Genomic DNA, 21251 nt, shown 5'->3' on the forward strand with positions numbered 1-21251 from the left:
TGAAAGCGAGAGCGCCTGAAGCCGCGCTCGCTGCTGTGAACGGTTTCTGCGTCACAACGAGGGAGAGATTTGATGTGGAAACTCAGGCTGGGCAAGAAAGCCATTTCTGATGCCCCGCCGGAATCAAAAGACGAATCTCCACCCAAGAGGAACCACCGGATGGATAGGCTCAGGCTGGAAAGCCTCCACGGTCCACCTCGCCGTCCACAACCGCTCAAAGACTGTGCCGTTCTGGATTTGTGCTGCGAAGACCTGAGCCTTTGCGCAGAGGCTGTAAAGCAAGGCGCCAGCCGCGTTGTTGGGGTGGTGAAAAACAAGAAGCAGTTGTCTCAGGCGCAAAAAGCGTGCCCGTCAGGCATTTTTTACGTTGGTGATTGCAATCAAATCCCTGACGAAATGTTTGATGTCGTATTCCTGCTTTCCGATGTTTGCGCCAGGGAAGATATGGCGCATCTCTTCGCAAAGGTGAAGGAGCATTTGAATCCAAAGGGACGATTTGTCCTAGAAACTGGGTATGTCGGAGAACTGTCTTCCCGTTGTTGGACAGAAGTACGTGAGGAGGATGAGTTAAAGAGAGTGCCGTCTATGGGGATGCTCTATGACATACTCTTAAAGGATTATTCTGTTCGGCACGTGAGTTCAGGGGGGAAGAAGCGCAACGACGCCGTCCGAAGAGCGGTTTTGCACTGCACACCGCTTGTCAGTACAGCGCTTCTCATAGCAGCTCCTGGGAACAGCGGAAAAACCACGCTCGCACGGCAGTTTCTGAACGTCGGTTGGCCTGATATCTCCACCGATCGTCTGCTGGGAAAACTGGCGCGCGATCCCTATTACGCCTGGAGACCTGCGGCCAAGCGCGTGCGCGATATGGTCGGGAAGGAAAGGCCGGATTGGGGGTTTATAGGCAAGGAGTTATCCAAGGACAGCGATTTTGTTGACGAATTCTGTTCAATAATCGCTGCAGAGGCCCCCGTGGAATCTCTCTTCTTCTACATCGAAGGCGCCATGTTGACCCACGCCAACGTCATGGAATGCCTGACTCGCCGCCTGAAGGAACGCGGCGTCCGCTTGTGGGTGGTGAAGCCTGGATAGCGCGCCCCCCCCCACACACACCACACCTTGCATCCCCCCGCCCGCCTTTCCATACTCGCCGCCATGTCGCAGACGGATTTTCAGGCTCGCCCTGGCGCCCCGGGCGCGGAGGGTTGGCAGCCTTGCATGCAAGCGGGCTGTGCGGAGGCGGGGCGTTATCGGGCGCCGGCGGCGCCGGGGCGGCTGCGCGAGTATCTCTGGTTCTGTCTTGAGCACGTGCGCGCCTACAATGCCGGCTGGAACTATCACCAGGGCATGAGCGAGGCGGAGATCGAGGCCGACCGGCGGCGCGCCCACACCTGGGACCGGCCCACGTGGCAGCTCGGCCGCGCCTCCCAGGCCTGGCGCGAGGCCGAGCGCAAGGCGCGCGACTTCTCGGGCTTCAAGAGCGAAGACTTCCGCCGCCGCAAGTCTGATAGCGAGGGGAGCGCGAAACCCACGCGCCGCCGCGAGTCGGAGCGGGCCCTGGACGAACTGGGCCTGCCGCCCGGCAGCGACCTGGCGGCGATCCGCCGGCGCTATCGCGAACTGGCCAAGCGCCTGCACCCCGACGCCACCGGCGGCGACCGGCGGGCCGAAGAGCGACTCAAGCGCGTGACGCAGGCCTACGCTACGCTGAAAGCGCTTCACGCTTGAGGTCCGCTACACTACCTACGACCTGACACCCAACGCCTGTTATCCAAGAAGCGAGGATTTGAGTTGTCCATGGCACAAGAGACGCAGAACGCCGAGGGGATGCCCACCGGCCTGCCCGACACCGAAGTTTCGGTGCGCGAGACCTTCGGCATCGACAGCGACATGAAGGTTCCGGCCTATAGCCAGAGCTGTGAGTATGTGCCCGACCTGGACGACAGCTACCGCTTCGACCGCGACACCACCCTGGCCATCCTGGCCGGCTTCGCCCACAACCGGCGTGTGATGATCCAGGGCTATCACGGCACCGGCAAGTCCACCCACATCGAGCAGGTGGCGGCCCGGCTCAACTGGCCCTGCATCCGCATCAACCTGGACAGCCACGTCAGCCGCATCGACCTGATCGGCAAGGACGCCATCGTGCTGAAGGACGGCAAGCAGGTTACCGAGTTCCGCGAAGGACTGCTCCCCTGGGCGCTGCAGCATCCGGTGGCGCTGGTCTTCGACGAGTATGACGCCGGGCGCGCCGACGTGATGTTCGTGATCCAGCGCGTGCTGGAGGTGCAGGGCAAGCTCACCCTGCTGGACCAGAACAAGGTGATCCGCCCGCACCGGGCCTTCCGCCTCTTCGCCACGGCCAACACCGTCGGCCTGGGCGACACCACCGGCCTCTATCACGGCACGCAGCAGATCAACCAGGGCCAGATGGACCGCTGGAACATCGTCGCCACCCTCAACTACCTGCCGCACGAGCAGGAAGAGGAGATCGTGCTCTCCAAGCTGCCGGACTACGCCAGCGAGCAGGGCCGGCAGACCATCAAGGCGATGGTCGCCGTGGCCGACCTGACCCGCGCCGGCTTCATCAACGGCGACATTTCCACGGTGATGAGCCCGCGCACGGTGCTGACCTGGGCGGAGAACGCCAGCATTTTCGGCGACATCGGCTTTGCCTTCCGCCTCACCTTCCTCAATAAGTGCGACGAGATCGAGCGCCCCATCGTCGCCGAGTACTACCAGCGCAGCTTCGGCAAGGACCTCCCGGCCTCGGCCGTCCACGCCATGGCGGTGTAATACCGCAGGGCCGTCACCCTGAGCTGGAGGGATCGCGATTCCCACGGCGCTCGATCTGACGTAGCCTCTGCAGCGTTATGCGAGCCCTTCGGCGCACCGCTCTTATCGGCCTGATCCTGCTGCTCTTGCTGGCGTTGCTGGCGGGGGCAGCGGCGATTTTTCGCAGCCATCTGGCGCTGCTGGCCTTCGATCGGTGGCGCGCGGCCCAGGGCGTGGAGGGCGAGCTGGCTGGGGTCGAGATCGGCTTCGACCGCTTGGTGCTCAGCGACCTGCGCCTGGAAGACGCGCGGGTCGAGCGACTCGAACTCCATTTTTCGCCCCAGAACCTGCTGCGCGGCGAGGTGAGGGAGGCCTGGATCACGGGCCTGCACCTCCCCCTGGACCTCACCGGCGAAGAGCCGCTGCTGGGCGACCTGCAACGCCTGCTCGGCGAGGGTGGGGCGCCGGAGCGCGGCGGGAGTGACTGGCGCTCGCCCCTGCCGCAGGACCCACCGCCGCTGCCGCGCGTCGAGGTACAGGACAGCCACCTCGCCCTCGACACCCCCGCCGGCCCGCTGGCCATCGACCTCAGCGGCAGCCTGGAGCCGAGCGGCACGGCCGAGGCGGGCGAGCGGCACGCCCTGGCGCTCGACTTTGCGCTCAGCGGCCCCGACGGCCTGTCGGGCGAGGGGCGGCTGGCCAGCGAACTCCTCGCCCTGCGTCCTCAAAGCCTGGACCTCACGGCGGCGCTCGACTGGCTGGAACGCGGCACGGCGCAGCTCAGCCTCCAGGGCGACGCGCTGACCGAGGGGCAACCGCTCGCCTTCGCGCTTGGGTTGGAGGGCGAGGCCACCGCCCTGGCGGCCTTCCTGCCCGCCGATGCCCCCCGCCCCGACGCAGGCGAGCTGGACTTGGGGGCGAGCGGCGATCTGCTTCTGCCGGCCATCCCCTATCTCGACGCCCCGCCACCCGCCGACTGGCCCCTCTGGCTGGCGGCGCGGGAGGTGGCGGGTGATCTCGATATCACCGCCGAGGGCCTGCGATTATCTGGTTGGGGCGAGGTAGAACACCTCGCGGGACAGCTCCGCGCCGCCCGCCGGGACAGCGCCAGCGAACTCGCCCTGGCGCGGCCGCTGGAGCTGACGCTCACAGACATCGATCCCGCCCTGCTGGAAAACATGCCGCCGCTCCTGGCCGAGCGGCTGGCCGGTGGCGGCAGTCTGCGTCTGGAGGCCAGCGAGGCGGGACCGCTGCTCCGGCTTGCCGGCGATGCGCCGCTTCGCTCTGCGCTGCGTATGGCGTTGAGCCTGCCGGACGGCAGCCACACCGAAGCCGCGCTCAGCGCCAGCCTGCCCTGGCCGCTGCAGGGGCTGGACGGCGGGCAGGTCGAACTCACCGCGTTCAGCCTCTCCGGACCCGCCGCGCCCTATGCCGAGCGCTTGCAAGCCGACGGGACGGGGCGCCTGGAGGCAGAAGGAGAGGTTCTTTCCCTGGCACTGGACCTGGACGCAACCGCGCAAAGGCTGGCCGTGGAGCCGGTCGCGGCGGAGGACCTAACCCTCTCCCTGCCGCTGGACGCCCGCTACGACATGCGCGCGCAAGACCTCACGGTCTCGCTGAGCCGGGCGGCTTCCCTGCGTGCTGACAGACTCGTTCCCCCGGCGCTGGAGGAGTTGGAGCAGGTTTCTCTGTCGCTAGATCAGGCCGAAGGCTGGTTCCAGCTCGGGGAGAACCTGCAGGGCAGCCTGTTGCTTACGGGCCAGGCCGAGCCGCTCAGGCTGCGCCCCACGGCCGAGGGGGTCGGCGACCTCGAACTGCAGGCGCTGGATTTCCGCTTCGAGACCGCCCTGTCCGATGCCGGGTTGCAGAACGCGCGCGTCAGCCTGGAAAGCGGCGGCCTCTATCTGGCGGCGCAGGAGATGACGCTCGCCGACCCGCGGCTGGTCTTGCCGATGGATGAGGAGGCGCCGCTTTTGATCCTGGAGGGGGGGCGACTCTACTCCGACGCCGTGCCGGCGCTCTTCCCGCCGCTCGACCTCACCGCGAGGCTCGAACGCGACCTCTCCTTCGAAGCCCAGGCAGCCGGCCTGGACGGCGCCCTTTCCCTCTCGGTCGCGGGGCGCCACGACGCCGAGAGCGGGCGCGGGAATGCGCAGGTGGCGCTGGCTCCCGTCACCTTCGCTCCCGGTGGCCTGCAGCCGGCAGCCTTTGGCCCCTATACGGCCGAGATCACCGATGCCGAGGGGCGGCTGCGGGCTGAGAGCGGCCTTGCCTGGTCCTCGGCCGGGTTCGACGGGGATCTGCGCCTGCGCATCGAGGACCTCGCTTTCACCTATGGCACCACCCGGCTGCGGGGCATCGACAGCGATTTCCGTCTGGCGGGGCTGCAGCCTCCGCGCACGGGTGAGGCCCAGCGGCTGCGCGTCTCCCGCATTGACACCGGCATCTCGCCGGTGACCAATCTCGAAGCAATCCTCGCGGTGGCGCCGGTTGCGGGAGGAATTCCCGACCTGCGAATCCAGTATGCCGAAGCCGAGTTCGCCGGCGGCCAAATGCGGCTGGTCGAGGCCAGCGCCGAAACCTCCGCTCAGACCTATCGCGGACGGGTCGAGCTCGAGTCCCTGGACCTTGAAAGCCTCCTTGCCCTCATCGGCCTGGATGAGCTGCGCGGCGAGGGACGCGTCTCCGGCGCGGTGCCTCTGACTCTTACGGAGGGGACCTTCTCCATCGACCAGGGCACGCTGCACGGGGAGGGCGAGGGCATCATTGCCTTCACCTCCCCCGACGCACGCTCCGCGCTTGCGGCCGGTGGCGAGGCCGTTTCGCTGATGTTCGATGCGCTCGAGAACTTCCACTACGACGAACTGGAGATCGGCCTGCACAAGCCGCCGGTGGGAGACACCGAGGTGCGCCTGCACTTGTTGGGAGCCAACCCCGACGTGCTGGACGGCCATCCCTTCGATCTCAACATCACGCTGGAAACCGACGCCGCGCCGCTGCTCGAAGCCCTGGCGGAAAGCCAGCGTATCCAGCGGGGCGTGATGAACGAACTCTGGAGGCTTGTGCGATAGCCCCGCGGAAACCACAATCACGTGCGAACTTTGCAAAGCGGCACCACCAACGGAAGGGCCCCAGCGTGCTGACAGCCACCCCATTGCACCCCCGCCTTCTGCCCGCCGGGCTGTTGGCATTCGCCGTCGTCTTGAGCGCCTGCGAACCCTCCGTCAGGGTGGAGGCGCCGCGCGACCCCATCACCATCAACCTGAATGTCCGCCTGGATGCGGATGTGCGGGTGCGGCTGGAGGAGAGCGCGCGTGAGGATATCCAGTCCAACCCCGATATCTTCTGATGTCGTCTCTTGGAAACGCATGAAAACAAGACCAGATGAGGGTCCGATGATGGCCAGATATCGCTTCACCGCTTTGGCGTTTGCTGCCGTAACCGCCATGGCGCTCATGACTCCCCTTCCGGCTGCCGCTCAGTCGGCTGAAGATCTTCGCCGGGACGGACAGGCCTGCGAACTGCCGAACGGCTATATGCGCGCCATCGACAACAGCGTGCGCAGCGTTGTGCAACGGATCAACGATCAGCGCCGGCAGGTGTACGAAGACAAGGCGCGGGCGGAAGGGGTGAGCGTCGAGGCGGTCGGGCAGATCTATGCTCGGGAACTGCGCTCCAAACCCCACTACCTGCCCTGCTAAGGAGTCACGCGTGCCGTTGGATAACGAAGACCGGAAGCTTCCCCAGGATGTCGATGGCGTTGCCGAGTTGCTGCGCGGCGCGGACTACGTCAGCGATCGCAGCCTGGCGACGGTGGTGCACCTCGCATTGCGCCTGGGGCGGCCGCTGTTCCTGGAGGGCGAAGCCGGCGTCGGCAAGACCGAGATCGCGAAAGTGCTCTCACGGGCTCTGGGCCGGCGCCTGATCCGGCTGCAGTGCTATGAGGGTCTCGATCTCTCCAGCGCAGTCTATGAGTGGAATTACCCGCGGCAGATGGTGGAAATCCGCCTGGCCGAAGCGGCGGGACAGCAGGATCGCGAGGCGCTCACTGCCGACATCTTCTCCGAGCGGTTCCTCATCGAACGACCGCTGCTCCAGGCGCTCAAGCCCGATCCGGCCGGCCCGCCGGTCCTGCTGATCGACGAATTGGACCGGGCGGACGAACCCTTCGAGGCTTTCCTGCTCGAAGTGCTGTCCGACTTCCAGATCACCATTCCGGAACTGGGGTCGATCAAGGCGCCGGAACCGCCGATCGTGATCATCACCTCCAACCGCACCCGGGAGATTCACGACGCCCTGAAACGGCGCTGCCTCTATCACTGGGTCGGCTACCCGGATTCCCAGCGAGAGCTAGAGATCCTGCGGGTCAAGGCACCTGATGTGTCTGCCGAACTTGCCCGCGAGGTGGTGGCCTTCGTGCAGGGGCTGCGCCAGCACGACCTTTTCAAGCTGCCCGGCATCGCCGAGACCATCGATTGGGCGGAAGCCCTGATTCAGCTCAACAAGGTGGCGCTCGATCCGGCGGCGGTGGATGACACGCTTGGCGTTCTGCTGAAGTACCAGGACGATATTGCAAAGATCGAAGGCAGCGAGGCCGCGCGCCTGCTTGAAGACGTCAAGCGCGAGGTTGCGCTGGCCGAGAGATAGGCCGACGCCATGGCGGACAGTCAAAGCGATCCCTTCGCCGAAGCAGCACGCAAGCTGCACTACGACGCCCAGGCCGAGCGGATTGACCGGGACGCTGCCGAGGGCCGCCTGGCGGAGAACCTGGTCTACTTCGCAAGGACCCTGCGTGCGGCCGGCCTGCCGGTTGGGCCGGGCAAGGTGCTGGCAGCGATCGAGGCTGTTCGTACGGTCGGTCTGGCACGACGGGACGACTTCTACTGGGCGCTGCACGCGGTCTTCGTCAACCGGCACGACCAGGAAGAGGTCTTCGAGCAGACCTTCCATCTTTTCTGGCGCAATCCCAAACTGCTCGACCGCCTGCGGGCCCTGCTCCTGCCGGACCTCAAGGTGGAGCAGGAGCCGGAGAAGGGGCAGGAGATCAACCGGCGCGTGGCCGAAGCGCTGCAGCAGGCGCGCGGCCAGAAGGAACAGACCGTTGAGGACGAGGTCGAGCTCGATGCCGTCATGACCTGGTCCGAAAGCGAAACCCTGGGAAAGCAGGACTTCGAGAAGATGACCGCGGCGGAGCTGGACGCCGCCAAGGAGGCGATCAAGCGCCTGACGCTCCCGATCATGGCACTTCCGACCCGCCGCTTCCGCCCCAGCCCCAATCCCGGCCGTGCCGACCTGCGCGCCTCCCTGCGCGGGGCCTTGCGCAGCGGGGGAGACGTCATTCCCTTTGAGTGGCGCAAGCGGCGCACGCGACATCCGCCACTGGTCGTGCTCTGCGACATCTCCGGTTCCATGAGCCGCTATGCCCGGCTCTTCCTGCACTTCATGCATGCGATCACCAGCGACCGCGACCGGGTCTTCTCCTTCCTCTTCGGCACCCGCCTGACCAACGTCACCCGCTTCCTGCGCGAACGGGATGTGGACGTGGCGCTGGAGCAGGTGGGCGAAGCGGCACAGGATTGGTCCGGCGGTACGCGCATCGGTGCCTGTCTTGAAGAGTTCAATCGCAACTGGTCGCGCCGGGTGCTGGGGCAGGGCGCCGTGGTGCTGTTGATCACCGACGGCCTGGATCGTGAAGGCGGTGACGACCTGGCGCGCCAGATGGAGCGACTGCACAAGTCCTGCCGGCGCCTGATCTGGCTCAATCCCTTATTGCGCTGGGATGGCTACGAGCCGAGGTCGCAGGGCGCCCGCGCCATGATGCCGCATGTGGACGATTTCCGGCCGGTGCATAATCTGGAAAGTCTGGGTGCACTCACCGCGGTGCTGAGCCGGGAGCCGGCACGGCGCCTCGAGGGCCGTGACCATTGGCTTGGGGAGAAGAGCGCATGAGCACGAATGATAGTGTCCCTCATACCGACGCCATGGCCTGGGCTGGCAGCGACGAGGTGCTGGGCCAAGCTGCTGCCTGGCTGGATGAGGGGCGGGAAGTCGCCCTGGCAACGGTGGTTTCCACCTGGGGCTCCTCACCCCGCCCAGTCGGCAGCCAGCTTCTGGTGGACCGCCAGGGCAATATGGTGGGATCGGTATCCGGTGGCTGCATCGAAGGGGCTGTGGTCTCCGAGGCGCGCGCTGCGCTGGAGGACGGCAAGCCGCGCCTGCTCGACTTCGGCGTCAGCGATGAGATGGCCTGGGAAGTGGGCCTTGCCTGTGGCGGCAAAGTAGAGGTGTTCGTAGAACGCCTGGGAGATTGACCGGTGAAGCGCGCAGTTCTCGACGACCTGTTGGAGGCCCGATGCCGCAAGGCACCTGTGGCGCTCGTCACCGAGATTGAAAGCGGCCGACAGCTTTTGCTCGATGGCGATCGTGTGCAAGGCGACCTGGAGGCCACGCCTGTACTTCGGGAAGCCGCAACGGAACGGCTGCGACAGGACCGCAGCGGTCTGTTGGAGGATGGACGCCATTTCGTTCAGGTCTTCCTGCCACCGCTGCGCCTGGCAATTGTCGGGGCGGTCCACATCTCGCAGGCCCTGGTGCCCATGGCGCGGCTGGCCGGCTACGCGGTAACCGTGATCGATCCCCGACGCGCCTGGGCGACGGAAGAGCGCTTTCCCGATGTCGAGATGGTCACCGAATGGCCAGACGATGCGCTCGAGGCTTTTCAGCCGGACGAGCGGAGCGCCGTCGTAACCCTCACGCACGACCCGAAGCTGGATGATCCGGCGCTCATCAAGGCGCTGGCCTCGCCCGCCTTCTACGTCGGCGCGCTCGGCTCCACACGGACCCATGCCAGGCGACTGGAGCGACTGCGCGCCGAGGGCCTCGATGAAGCGGCGTTTGCCCGCATTCACGGTCCGGCTGGTCTGGCGATCGGTGCGCGCAGCCCGGCGGAGATCGCGGTGTCGGTGCTGGCGGAAATGACCGCGGTGCTGCGCCGCGCGCCACCGCTGGTAAAAGGAGAGCGTAAGGAATGAGGTTCGAAGAAACGGCTGTTGCCGAAGCCGAGGGCACCATACTGGCGCATTCCCTGCGGTTGGGGTCCCTTAACTTCAAGAAGGGCCGCCGGCTCGATGCCGAGGATATTCGTGCGCTGCAGCAGGCGCGCGTAGAAACGGTCATAGCCGCACGCCTGGAAGAAGAGGATGTCCACGAGGACGCCGCGGCCCAGCGACTGGCCGAAGCCACGGCGGGAACCGGCACCCAAACCTCGGCTGCCTTCACCGGACGCTGCAATATCGTGGCGGCGCGGCGTGGCCTGCTGGTCTACGACCGGGCACGCCTGGATGCCTTCAACCTCGAGGACGAGGCCATCACCCTGGCGGCGCTTGCGCCCTATGAGGTGGTCGAGCCGAAGCAGATGCTGGCCACGGTGAAGATCATCCCCTTCGCCGCGCCCAAGACCGCGCTGGCGCGCTGCCTCGAGGTGGCGGCGGATCCCGGCCGGCTGCTGCGGGTTGCCGCCTTCCAGCGCAAACGAGTGGCGCTGGTCCAGACCTCGCTTCCGGGTCAAAAAGAATCACTCCTCGACAAGACCCACGAGGCAATCAAGCAGCGTCTGGGCGCCCTTGGGATCGACTCGCTCAAGGAAAGCCGCTGCGCCCACGACAGCAAGGCTGTGGCCCAGGCGGTGGCGCGCCGGGTCGGGGAGGGGGCGGACCTGGTGCTGGTCTCCGGCGCTTCCGCCATTGTCGACCGCCGCGACGTGGTGCCCAGCGGCATCGTTCAGGCCGGCGGCGAGATCGAGCATTTCGGCATGCCGGTGGACCCGGGCAATCTGATGCTCATGGCACGGGTTGGTGAAGTCCCGGTGCTGGGCCTGCCCGGCTGCGCGCGCTCGCCAAAGCTGAACGGCTTCGACTGGGTGCTGCAACGCCTAGTGGCCGACGTGCCGGTGCGCCGCGAGGATATCATGCGCATGGGGGCGGGTGGCTTGCTCAAGGAAAGCGGCGCCCGGCCCTTGCCGCGTGCCGAAGCCGTGGAGGACAAGAGCGTGCCGCGCGCGCCCCGCATTGCCGCCATCGTGCTCGCGGCCGGCCGCTCAAGCAGGATGGGCGAGCGCAACAAGCTTCTGGAGGAGGTCGAGGGATCGCCCCTGGTTCTGCACGCCGTTCGCGCGGCTAAGGCATCCCAAGCTGATTCATTGCTGGTGGTGACAGGGCATGAGCATGAGGCGGTCGAGCGCGTGCTGGCGCCGGAAAAAGTCCGCACGGTGCACAATCCCGATTATGCTCAAGGTCTCAGCACCTCCCTGCACCGAGGTCTGGCGGCACTGCCTGACGACTGCGACGGCGCCGTCGTGCTGTTGGGTGACATGCCCAAGGTCACAGCCGAGGTGATCGATCGATTGATCGCCGCCTTTTCGCCAGTGGAAGGTCGTTCGATCTGTCTGCCCATGCGCCAGGGGCGTCGCGGCAATCCGGTGCTCTTCGCCCGCCGCTACTTTGCAGAGGTCATGGAGATATCCGGCGACCTGGGCGCGCGCCCGCTGCTGGCCAATTACCCGGATCAGGTGGCGGAAGTTCCTATGCCCGACGATGCCGTCCTCACGGATGTGGACACGCCAGAACAGCTGGACGCCCTGCGCGGCGGGTGAGCGCTTCTTTCAGCCGCGCTCGGATCACTCTGCGAAAGCGCCGGCCTGCAGGGCGAGATAGAGCAGGCTGGTCATGATGGCATTGAATGTCGCGTGCATGGCGATGCACGGCCAGAGCGATCCGCTGCGCTCGTAAAGCCAGGCCAACAGCCCGCCGACCACCAGCAGCGCTGGAATGAGGCTCGGTATGCCGTGCATGGAAGCGAAGACGAGAGCAGACACCACCATCGCTGCCTGCGGTCCAAAGCGCTCGCGCAGCCAACCCTGCAAGAGACCACGGAACGCCAGTTCCTCGACGAGGGGCACCAACCCGGCTGCCAAAACCAGCATAACCAGATAGTTGGACAGTGAAACGGCGACCGGGGACAAGAGTTCGATCTGTGGGTTGTCGATCGGCTGATCCAGAATCTGCTGGACCGTGAGATTGACCAGGCCGACGAGTGGCACCGCCACCAGGGCAAGCAGGACACCGCGCGTCAGCCAGCCGGGCGGCGGCGCCACCAGTCCCAAATCCTGCCAGGTCAGGCCGCGCATGCGGATGACCACCAGATAGAGCGCTGCGAGCGTGACTCCCGACTGCGCCAGAATGGAGAGCACCAAAGGCAGCAAACCGGAACGAAGCGCGTCACCTGAAAGAGGGTCGGGCGCGGCTATGCCGCCGAGCAGGGGCAGGAGCAGACGCAGCCCTCCGAGCACCACGATCACGACCAGCAAGAGGTCGGTAACAGCGATAACAGTCAGTCGCGCACTCGGCGGAGGAGGGAGGGACACTTAGGCAAGCCCCGCATTCAACAGTTCCAGTGCCACTTCGACGCTTGCCAGGCGAATGGCAGTTCGGTCGCCGGAGAAAAGCTCCTGCCGGTGGAGCAGCAATCCGCCGCGACCCGCAAGGCCAAAATGCACAAGCCCGACCGGCTTGGCCGCAGTGGAGCCGGTAGGCCCGGCGATACCGGTGACCGAAACGGCAAAGTCCGCCGGCGAGTGTTCCAGAGCGCCACTTGCCATGGCCTCCGCGACCTCCCGGCTGACGGCCCCGTGTTCGCGCAGCAGTGCCTCTGGAACGCCCACCATTTCTTGTTTGGCTTCATTAGAATAGGTGACGAAGCCACGGTCGAAGACATCGGAGGTCCCGGGGACCGTGGTCAGCAGCCCGGCCAGCAAACCTCCGGTGCAGGATTCAACAGTGGTTACCTGCTGTCCGCGCTGGCGAAGTTCTTCAACTAATTTCTCTGTTATATCCATTAACTCATGGGAAAACATGGATTTATATCTCCAGATATGGCCATAAAAACCCGAGCAGTAATGCTGCGTAGAGGCCTGCTAGCAGATCGTCGGCCATGATGCCCAACCCACCGGGCAGACGCCGGTCGGCCCAGCTTACCGGCCAGGGCTTGAGAATGTCGAACAGCCGGAAGGCAATGAAGGCTGCCAGCCAAGCCCAGGGGTGGAAGGGGAGTACGACCAGCGGCATCCACTGACCGGCAACCTCGTCGATCACCACTTCACTCGGGTCCTCCCGCTGTGTGGAGTGTGTGTAGACCTCACTGGACCACCAGCCCGCGGCCACGATTGCCAAAGTGGCCAGCGCTAGGAGCCAGGGCCCGCCTAGCCAGACCAAGGCTGCTGCCGGGGGAAGTGCAGCAAGCGAGCCCCAGGTTCCGGAAGGTCCCGGCAGGCGGCCGCTGCCGAACCAGGTGGCGAGCAGAAAAGCCAACCGCTTCATAGCGGCAGGGCTACGTTGGCAATCGCCTGGGCTTCGATGCCTTCGCGGCGGCCCGTAAAGCCTAAGCCCTCGGTCGTGGTGGCCTTGATGCTGATGCGGTCCGGCGACAGCTCCAGGATCCCGCCCAGCCGCGCGCGCATGGCCTCGCGATAGGGACCGATCTTGGGACGCTCGCAGATCAGCGTCACGTCCACGTGCCGCAGTTGGCCGCCGCGCGCGTGCAGCAGTGCCAGGGCGTGACGCAGGAAACTATCTGAGGCAGCCCCACTCCATTGCGGATCGGAGGGCGGGAAGTGCTGCCCGATGTCGCCAGCGGCAATGCTTGCCAAAAGCGCATCGGTGAGCGCGTGAAGTCCGACGTCCGCGTCAGAGTGACCGACGAGGCCTTGTGTATGGGGCACGGCCACGCCGCAAAGCATGACCTGGTTGCCGGGGCCAAAGCGGTGAACGTCGAAGCCCATGCTGCTGCGGCTTTCCCACTGCTGTCCGAGCAGCTGTTCCGCACGCTGCAGGTCCTCGCGGGTCGTCACCTTGAAGTTCTCCTCGCTGCCCTCAACCCAAGCCACCGCGAGCCCATTCGCTTCTGCGACCGCGGCATCGTCGGTCAGGCTGCTTGTCCGCGCCGCGCGGTGGGCGGCAAGTATGGGCGCGAAGTGGAAGGCCTGGGGCGTCTGCACCCGTAGCAGCGATTCGCGGTCCGGCCCACTGGTCAGGAGCGAATCCTGGCGTTGCTTGAGGGTGTCGACCACCGGCAGGGCGGGTACGGCGCCGCTGTGGCTTTCGAGCGCAGACAGGAGCCGGTCGATCAGCGCAGTGGCGGGGAAGGGACGGGCGCCGTCATGGATCAGAACCTGCTGGGGCGCGTGTTCTGTGAGGCTCTCCAGGCCCAGTCGGACCGAGTCCTGCCGCGTGGCCCCCCCCTCCACAGGCTCCAGCAGTGGCAGTCCGGCAGCGGCGGCCTCATAGGCTGCACGATCCGCGTGATGAATCACCACGCGCACCGCATCCACTGCCGGGTGATGACAGAGTCGCTCGAGGCAGTGCCGCAGCAAGGGCGATTGCCCCAGGCGTGCATACTGTTTCGGCGCAACACCCCCGAAGCGGCTGCCGCGCCCGGCTGCAACCACCAATGCCACAGTCTGTTTCATGCCGTCCTTCGAATCAGCCGCGTCGTGCGCCGGCGACAGTAGTGTGCCCTGTCGTGCCGGCCAAGAGGTGCTATAAGGGCGACATGCTCGACAAGCCGCTGTTGTCTCTGTTTGCCCTTGCTGCCTTGACGCCGGCTGCGGCCCTGCTGCCCTGGCGACCCACGCCGCAGCGCGACAGCCTTTTCTGGCTGCTGCTGGTGGTGGCCGTGGCTGGTTCCGCCCTCTTTGCGGTGCGCGCTTTCATCGGCGCCTGGGACAGCAGTCTGGGGCTGGCCTTGTGGCTGTCGATCACGACGACGCTTCTCTTCTTCGCACTGTTGTGCCTGCTGTCGCGCGAAGCCTGGCGGCTGGCGCCCTTGCTTCTGCCCTATTTGCTGCTGCTGGGCTTGCTGGCCACGGTGACGGCAAGCCAGCAAGGCCAGGTGCGGGTGGGTGGTTTGCCGGAGGCCTGGCTGCTGTTGCACATCAGCGCGGCCGTGGCCACCTACGCTCTCGCAACTCTAGCCGCTGTCGCGGGTGCGGCGGTTTTCCTGCAGGAGCGGCGCTTGAAGCGCAAGCAGGTTGGCGGGGTCAGTGCGCGTCTGCCGTCCATCGCCGTGGGCGAGAGCTTGCAGTATCGGCTGTTGCTGGCAGCGGAAGTGGTCCTGGGCGCGGACCTCCTGACCGGTTGGGCGCTACGCTACTTCGCGGCAACCCCGGCCATGGCGATCGATCACAAAACCCTGCTTTCGGTTCTGGCCTTTCTGGTGATCCTGGTGCTTCTCTGGCTTCAGGGGCGCAGCGGGCTGCGCGGACGCAGGGCAGGGCGCGTTGTTTTGCTTGCCTATCTGCTCCTGACCCTGGCTTACCCCGGCGTGAAGTTTGTCACTGACGTGCTGCTCAGTTAGCACGCGCCCGTTTTCTGCGGAGCGGGACACTGTACAGACCGCCCGAGCCGGCTTATGAAACCGCCTATTCTTTGTGCAGAGACGGGCCTTGGCGCGAATATGAGCATATCATTGGGATCGGTGACGCTTGAAGACCCGGTGATCCTGGCACCCATGTCGGGCGTGACTGACTTGCCCTTCCGCAGGTTGGTCAAACGCGCCGGGGCTGGGTTGGTGGTCTCCGAGATGATCGCCAGTGAGGCGATGATTCGCGCAACCAAGCGCTCCATGAAGATGACCAGCAACTGCGCGGAAGAGTTTCCCATGGCGGTGCAGCTCGCCGGGTGCGAGCCCGAGGTTATGGCCGAAGCCGCGCGTCTCAACGCGGACCGGGGGGCGGCGATCATCGACATCAACTTCGGCTGCCCGGTCAAGAAGGTGGTGAACAAGCAGGCCGGCTCCGCAATCATGCGCGACGAGGCACTGGCGGGGTGTATCCTGGAGGCGGTGGTCCGTGCCGTCTCCCTGCCGGTGACCATGAAGATGCGGCTGGGTTGGGACGACGCCAACCGCAATGCACCCTCCCTGGCACGCATTGCCGAGCAGGCGGGCATCCGGATGATCACCGTTCATGGTCGTACCCGCTGCCAGCTCTATGGCGGCTCAGCCGATTGGGATGCGGTGGCGGCGGTGCGGGCGGCCACTTCACTGCCCCTGGTGGTCAACGGCGACATCGCTGATGGACCAAGCGCCGTCGAAGCCTTGCGACGCTCTGGCGCTGATGGCGTGATGATCGGGCGAGCAGCCTGCGGTCGGCCATGGTTGCTGCGCCAGGTAATCGACTACCTTCGACGGGGGAAGAGCGCGCCCGAGCCAACGCCGACGGAGCGCGGTCATCTGGTTCTCGAACACTATGACGCGATGCTCTCGCACTACGGCGAAGCCAGTGGTGTGCGCATGGCGCGCAAGCATCTGAGCTGGTACGCGCAGGGACTGCGCGGTGCCAATGACTTCCGTGTTGCCGTTAACCGGGAGCCGGATCCGGCTAAGGTGCGCCAGGCGATCATTCAGCTCTTCCTGCAAGAGGCGGAGGCTCTGGCAGCCTGATGGCTCCGCAGCAGAGCAACTCGATACGCGAAGGCGCGGATGCAATCCAAAACGCTGCGGCCGAGGCACCCGACGCTGCCGCCGTGCTCTCAGCACTGGGCAAACCCGTCTTCCTGCTCGACGCTGAGAACAGCTTTCTCTACGCCAATCTCGCTGCTGAACAGTTTCTCGGCGTGTCCAGCGCTGTCCTGCGCACGCGCAGCCTCGCGTACTTTCTCCCGGATGACAGTCCACTCTGTGCCCTGATCGACCAAGTGCGGCACGCTGGCTACAGCGTCTTTGAGTTCGACGTCACCCTCGAAAGTCCACGCATTGGCCTGCATGTGGTGTCAGCCGAAGTCACGCCGCTGCCCGAGCGGCCGGAGTGCGTCGTGGTGGCTCTGGAAGAGCGCACTATGGCGCGGCGCATGGAGCATCAGCAGGTCCACCGAAATGCGGCGCGCTCCATCACAGCTGTGGCCGCCATGCTGGCACATGAGGTCAAGAACCCTTTGTCCGGCATCCGCGGTGCCGCTCAGCTGCTCGAACTGTCGGCGGATGATTCTGAACGGACGCTGACGCGTCTCATCTGCGAAGAAACCGACCGCATTGTAGCGTTGGTCGACCGCATGGAAACCTTCTCCGATAACCGCCCCGTGGAGCGCACGGCGGTCAACATCCATGAAGTGCTCGGCCGGGTGCGCAAAATTGTGGAGCATGGTGCCGGGCAGCATGTGCGCTTCATCGAGGACTATGACCCTTCGCTGCCTCCGGTCTACGGCAACCGTGACCTGTTGATTCAGGCGATCCTCAATCTAGTGAAGAACGCTGCCGAAGCGACCGCGGAAACCGCAAATGCGGAGATAACGCTATCCACCCGCTATCAGCAGGGGGTGCGCCTGGCGGTACCGGGCACCGCCAGCCGGGTCGACCTGCCGCTGGTGGCCAGCATCAAGGACAACGGCCCAGGCATTCCCGAAAGCCTGCAATCGCACCTGTTCGAGCCATTCATCGGCAACAAGGCACAGGGCAAGGGGCTGGGATTGGCGCTGGTCGCGAAAATCGTCGACGACCACGGGGGCGTCATCGAGTTCGAGAGCGAGCCGCGGCGCACGCTGTTCAACTTGATGCTGCCCAAGGCTGAATGAGGGGGAGGGATGAGCAAGGGCACCATTCTGGTCGCTGACGACGATCGGGCCATCCGCACCGTGCTGTCCCAGGCGCTTGGCCGGGAAGACTATCTGGTGCGCGCTACGGGAAACGCAGCGACACTCTGGCAGTGGGTGCAGGAAGGCGAGGGCGATCTGGTGATCACCGACGTGGTGATGCCGGACGAAAGTGGACTGGACCTCATTCCCCGGATCAAGCGGCTGCGCCCGCGCCTGCGCATCCTGGTGATGAGTGCGCAGAACACCTTGCTGACCGCCGTGAAGGCCACGGAGCGCGGCGCCTTCGAGTATTTGCCCAAACCCTTCGACCTGCGCGAGCTGTTGCAGGTGGTGGAACGCGCGCTGTCGGACAGCCCGGATCAGGCGGACGGCCAGGGCGCGGCAGCCGAAGAGGAGCAGCTGCCGCTGATCGGCCGCTCCCCCGCCATGCAGGATGTCTATCGCGTCCTGGCGCGACTGATGACCACTGATCTGACCACCATCGTCCATGGGGAGTCAGGCACCGGCAAGGAGTTGGTCGCCCGGGCGCTGCATGACTACGGCAAACGTCGGCACGGTCCCTTCGTGGCTTTGAACATGGCGGCGATCCCACGGGAGTTGATCGAGAGCGAGCTCTTCGGCCACGAACGCGGCGCCTTCACAGGCGCCGGCCAGCGCTATGCCGGCCGCTTCGAACAGGCCGCCGGCGGCACGCTTTTCCTGGACGAGATCGGCGACATGCCGCTGGAGGCACAGACCCGACTGCTGCGCGTGCTGCAGGAAGGGGAGTTCACGACGGTGGGCGGACGTGCACCGATCCGCGCCGACGTGCGCATCGTGGCGGCCACACACAGGGATCTGCGCCAGATGGTGCGCAGCGGCCAGTTCCGTGAGGATCTCTACTATCGCCTCAGCGTGGTGCCGGTGCGCCTGCCGCCGCTGCGCGAGCGCGCGGAAGATGTGCCGGAACTCGTGCGACATTTCCTGAACGAGATCCAGCGCGAAGGCCTGCCATCGAAACAGCTCGACAGCGCGGCGCTGGACTATCTGAAGCGCTACCGCTGGCCCGGCAATGTGCGAGAGCTCGAGAACCTGGTTCGCAGGCTCGGCGCGCTCTACAGCCAGGAGATAATCGGCGTCGACATTGTCCGCGCCGAACTGAGCGAAGCGACGGAGGAGCCGCGGGAGACCGCTGCAGGCGATGGATCGCTGGGGCAGACCGTGGAACGCTTGTTGACCGAGTACTTCGAGACGCATGCGGGCAGCCTACCTGCGCGCGGGCTTTACGACCGGGTGCTGCGCGAGGTGGAAAAGCCCTTGCTGGAACTCACGCTGGCCGCAACCCAGGGCAATCAGCTCAAGGCAGCCGACGTTCTCGGCCTCAATCGCAATACCCTGCGCAAGAAGATCCGCGAACTCGGTATCGAGGTGGTTCGCGGCGTAAAATAGGCGTGGCCGTTCTGCCACAGGCTGGCATAGTGCGGACTGTTGCGAAGCTCCTGGTGAAAGGGCGTTCGAGTAAACGGAGAAGCGTGAGTCCGGTTTGTTCCTGGTGATTGCCCCATGAGTGCGGTGCACAGCAGCTCCAGTATCCGTCCCTCCCGCTGGGAGCGACTGGGCCGCCCGCTGGCGATTGTGCTGCTGGTCGCGGCCATGGTGACGGGTGGGGCAACGTTCTTGGCCATGACCGGACGCCTGCCTTGGGCGCAGGGGCCGCGGAGCATTTTCGCGCTGCTGGTTCTCGACTTGGTCCTGCTCGTTTGCTTCGGCGCGCTGATCACGCGGCGCCTGCTGCGGCTCTGGGCCGAACGTCGTCGCGACGCAGCGGGCGCTAGACTGCACACCCGGCTGGTCGGCCTCTTTGCACTGGTGTCGGTGCTGCCCAGCTTCTTCATCGCTCTGCTGGCCGTACTGCTGTTCGATTTCGGCCTGCAGTCCTGGTTCAGCGATCGCGTCAGCACGGCGATCAAGGAATCGCTTGCTGTGGCAGAAGCTTACGAGCAGGAGCACCGGCGAACCATCAACGCGGACATTCTGGCAGTGGCCAATGGACTGAGCCGCTCGGGTCGGCTGCTGACGGTCGACCCGAACCAGTTCGCCCGGGTGCTGGGCAATCAGGCGGCGCTGCGCGGTCTGACCGAGGCGGTGGTTTTCCAGCGATCGGGCCGGGTAATCGCCCGTGTCGGCCTCGGGTCGCTGCTCGATGTCCGTCCGGACCTGCCGGAAGCCGCTCTTGACCGAGCGGAGCGGGGAAGTGTTGTCGTCTTATCAGGCGATTACGGCGACCGGCTAAGAGCTTTGATAAAGCTCGATATTTATGTCGACACCTATCTGCTGGTAGGCCGGGTTATCGATCCACGCGTGGTCGGCCACATGGAGCGAACCTCGGCGGCTGTGCAGGTCTATGAAGAGATCGAGGGGGAGCGCACCGGACTCATCATCACCTTCGCCCTGATCTTCTTCCTGGTCGCTGTGCTGCTCTTGCTCGCCGCCTCCTGGGTTGGCCTCGCTTTCGCCGATCGGCTGAGCCAACCCATCGCAAGGCTGGTGACGGCGGCTGAGCGCGTGGGGTCGGGCGACCTGCATGTGCGGGTGCACGGGATCGACCCGGGCGATGAGATCGGCACCTTGGGCCTGACCTTCAACCGCATGACCAGCGATCTTGAGCGCCAGCAGGATGAGCTTCTGGAAGCCAATCGGCAGATCGAGGCGCGGCGGCGCTTCATTGAAACAGTGCTGGCCGGTGTTTCCGCCGGAGTGATCGGCCTCAATGAAGAACGCCGGGTCACCCTGGTGAACCGCTCGGCCTGCGAGCTTCTTTCTCTTGAGGAAAGCCAACTCAAGGGCCGGCGCATCGGCAATCTTTCGCGTGACCTGCGCAATCTGCTGGACACGGCCCAGCGGCGCCCAGGTCGGGCGCATGAGCGCCAAATCACGCTTTCACGGCGCGATGGCTACAATCGCACCTTCCTGGTGCGGGTGCTAGCGGAAGCGGGCGAGGGCGGATTGCTCGGTTTCGTTCTGACTTTTGATGACGTGACCGAACTGCTTTCCGCGCAACGCAAGGCGGCCTGGGCCGACGTGGCGCGGCGCATCGCACATGAGATCAAGAACCCGCTCACCCCCATTCAACTCTCGGCCGAACGCCTAAAAAGGCGCTACCTGAAACAGATCGAGAGCGACCGCGAGGTCTTCGAGGCCTGCACGGACACCATCGTGCGCCAGGTCGGTGATATCGGGCGCATGGTCGATGAGTTCTCTTCCTTCGCCCGGATGCCCACCCCCGTCATGGCACGCCAAGACCTGGGCCATCTCGTGGCGCAGTCCGTAGAACTGCAGGCGGGTGCGGCGCGTCAAGGTATCAGTTTCGAGTACGAACCGCCCGATACGCCCGTCTACCTCCAAGTCGATTCCGGACAGATCCGGCAGGCACTGACCAACCTGCTGCAGAACGCCGCCGATTCCATCGAAGCCCGCCAGCAGATCCAGGAGCAGAATGGAGAAACCCCTGACCCGGGGCTTGTTGAGGTTCGGCTGCACTGCCTCCCCGAAGGAGTCGAGGTGGAGATCGAGGACAATGGTCGTGGGCTGCCGGCGCACGAGCGCGAGCGGCTGACCGAGCCCTACATGACGACCCGCGAGAAGGGCACGGGACTGGGACTGGCTATCGTGAAAAAGATCATGGAGGATCACGGAGGCACCTTGGTGCTCAGCGACCGGCACGTGGGCAAGGGTGCGCGAGTGGTCCTGCAGTTTCTGAGGACGCCGGGTACTGAGGAGGCTGATGAGTCCGATACCGCCGCGGATCAACAGGAGGCAACGGGTTGAGCGACTGACCCGGACGGCCGGCGACCA

General features: G+C 65.4%; 20 protein-coding genes. 16 read left to right on the plus strand and 4 right to left on the minus strand.

The window, feature by feature from the left end; all coding sequences use genetic code 11:
• Window positions 1-72: 72 nt before the first annotated feature.
• The 11 genes from P2G67_RS09250 to P2G67_RS09300 all read left to right on the plus strand — a co-directional run bounded on the left by P2G67_RS09250 (window position 73) and on the right by P2G67_RS09300 (window position 11425).
• The gene (locus tag P2G67_RS09250; protein WP_275822311.1) at window positions 73-1092 is read left to right on the plus strand and encodes a methyltransferase domain-containing protein; all 1020 of its coding nucleotides are present in this window, start codon (window positions 73-75) and stop codon (window positions 1090-1092) included.
• Window positions 1093-1218: 126 nt separating this feature from the next.
• Entirely contained in the window at window positions 1219-1728 is a 510-nt protein-coding gene (locus tag P2G67_RS09255) for a J domain-containing protein (RefSeq protein ID WP_275822313.1), read from the plus strand.
• A gap of 69 nt (window positions 1729-1797) precedes the next feature.
• Window positions 1798-2796, plus strand: a complete 999-nt coding sequence (gene cobS / locus P2G67_RS09260) for a cobaltochelatase subunit CobS (protein WP_275822315.1) — start codon at window positions 1798-1800, stop codon at window positions 2794-2796.
• 77 nt (window positions 2797-2873) lie between these two features.
• A complete protein-coding gene (locus tag P2G67_RS09265) occupies window positions 2874-5846 on the plus strand; it encodes an intermembrane phospholipid transport protein YdbH family protein (protein ID WP_275822317.1) in 2973 nt (990 codons plus the stop codon).
• A 65-nt stretch (window positions 5847-5911) separates the two neighbouring features.
• Window positions 5912-6124 carry a YnbE family lipoprotein gene (locus P2G67_RS09270; protein WP_275822319.1) on the plus strand — a complete coding sequence of 71 codons (213 nt, stop codon included), beginning with the start codon at window positions 5912-5914 and terminating at the stop codon, window positions 6122-6124.
• 49 nt (window positions 6125-6173) lie between these two features.
• Window positions 6174-6476: a DUF1318 domain-containing protein gene (locus tag P2G67_RS09275; protein ID WP_275822321.1), complete on the plus strand. Its 303-nt coding sequence runs from the start codon at window positions 6174-6176 to the stop codon at window positions 6474-6476.
• 10 nt (window positions 6477-6486) lie between these two features.
• Window positions 6487-7422 (plus strand): AAA family ATPase, encoded by a 936-nt coding sequence (locus P2G67_RS09280; protein WP_437124251.1) that lies wholly within the window; start codon window positions 6487-6489, stop codon window positions 7420-7422.
• Between the two features lie 9 nt (window positions 7423-7431).
• Window positions 7432-8724 carry a vWA domain-containing protein gene (locus P2G67_RS09285; protein ID WP_275822323.1) on the plus strand — a complete coding sequence of 431 codons (1293 nt, stop codon included), beginning with the start codon at window positions 7432-7434 and terminating at the stop codon, window positions 8722-8724.
• A 32-nt stretch (window positions 8725-8756) separates the two neighbouring features.
• Window positions 8757-9086 (plus strand): XdhC family protein, encoded by a 330-nt coding sequence (locus P2G67_RS09290; protein ID WP_437124253.1) that lies wholly within the window; start codon window positions 8757-8759, stop codon window positions 9084-9086.
• Between the two features lie 3 nt (window positions 9087-9089).
• The gene (locus tag P2G67_RS09295) at window positions 9090-9806 is read left to right on the plus strand and encodes an XdhC family protein (RefSeq protein WP_275822328.1); all 717 of its coding nucleotides are present in this window, start codon (window positions 9090-9092) and stop codon (window positions 9804-9806) included.
• Window positions 9803-11425, plus strand: coding sequence for an NTP transferase domain-containing protein (locus P2G67_RS09300; RefSeq protein WP_275822330.1), 1623 nt, complete (start codon window positions 9803-9805; stop codon window positions 11423-11425). Before P2G67_RS09295 ends, P2G67_RS09300 begins: the two co-directional genes overlap by 4 nt.
• 24 nt (window positions 11426-11449) lie before the next feature.
• On the opposite strand, the gene P2G67_RS09305 is transcribed toward P2G67_RS09300, so the two are convergent.
• Genes P2G67_RS09305 through P2G67_RS09320 form a run of 4 tightly spaced genes read right to left on the minus strand, consistent with a single transcriptional unit; the run spans window position 11450 to window position 14296 of the window.
• Window positions 11450-12196: a CPBP family intramembrane glutamic endopeptidase gene (locus P2G67_RS09305; RefSeq protein ID WP_275822332.1), complete on the minus strand. Its 747-nt coding sequence runs from the start codon at window positions 12194-12196 to the stop codon at window positions 11450-11452.
• Window positions 12197-12685 carry a CinA family protein gene (locus P2G67_RS09310; protein WP_275822334.1) on the minus strand — a complete coding sequence of 163 codons (489 nt, stop codon included), beginning with the start codon at window positions 12683-12685 and terminating at the stop codon, window positions 12197-12199.
• Window positions 12686-12689: 4 nt separating this feature from the next.
• Window positions 12690-13148 (minus strand): phosphatidylglycerophosphatase A family protein, encoded by a 459-nt coding sequence (locus tag P2G67_RS09315; protein WP_275822336.1) that lies wholly within the window; start codon window positions 13146-13148, stop codon window positions 12690-12692.
• A complete protein-coding gene (locus tag P2G67_RS09320) occupies window positions 13145-14296 on the minus strand; it encodes a bifunctional 2-C-methyl-D-erythritol 4-phosphate cytidylyltransferase/2-C-methyl-D-erythritol 2,4-cyclodiphosphate synthase (protein WP_275822338.1) in 1152 nt (383 codons plus the stop codon). Before P2G67_RS09320 ends, P2G67_RS09315 begins: the two co-directional genes overlap by 4 nt.
• 53 nt (window positions 14297-14349) lie before the next feature.
• On the opposite strand from P2G67_RS09320, the gene ccsA reads away from it, so the two are divergent.
• The 5 genes from ccsA to P2G67_RS09345 all read left to right on the plus strand — a co-directional run bounded on the left by ccsA (window position 14350) and on the right by P2G67_RS09345 (window position 21224).
• Window positions 14350-15183 carry a cytochrome c biogenesis protein CcsA gene (gene ccsA, locus P2G67_RS09325; RefSeq protein ID WP_275822340.1) on the plus strand — a complete coding sequence of 278 codons (834 nt, stop codon included), beginning with the start codon at window positions 14350-14352 and terminating at the stop codon, window positions 15181-15183.
• Window positions 15184-15282: 99 nt separating this feature from the next.
• Window positions 15283-16269, plus strand: a complete 987-nt coding sequence (gene dusB / locus P2G67_RS09330; RefSeq protein WP_275822342.1) for a tRNA dihydrouridine synthase DusB — start codon at window positions 15283-15285, stop codon at window positions 16267-16269.
• Window positions 16269-17396, plus strand: a complete 1128-nt coding sequence (locus P2G67_RS09335; protein WP_275822344.1) for a two-component system sensor histidine kinase NtrB — start codon at window positions 16269-16271, stop codon at window positions 17394-17396. Before dusB ends, P2G67_RS09335 begins: the two co-directional genes overlap by 1 nt.
• Before the next feature lie 9 nt (window positions 17397-17405).
• A complete protein-coding gene (ntrC, locus tag P2G67_RS09340; protein ID WP_275822346.1) occupies window positions 17406-18845 on the plus strand; it encodes a nitrogen regulation protein NR(I) in 1440 nt (479 codons plus the stop codon).
• A 114-nt stretch (window positions 18846-18959) separates the two neighbouring features.
• On the plus strand, window positions 18960-21224 hold the full coding sequence (locus P2G67_RS09345; protein ID WP_275822348.1) for a sensor histidine kinase NtrY-like: 2265 nt from the start codon (window positions 18960-18962) through the stop codon (window positions 21222-21224).
• Window positions 21225-21251 lie beyond the last annotated feature (27 nt).

Source organism: Aquibaculum arenosum (assembly GCF_029222965.1).
Classification (GTDB): domain Bacteria; phylum Pseudomonadota; class Alphaproteobacteria; order Kiloniellales; family DSM-21159; genus Aquibaculum; species Aquibaculum arenosum.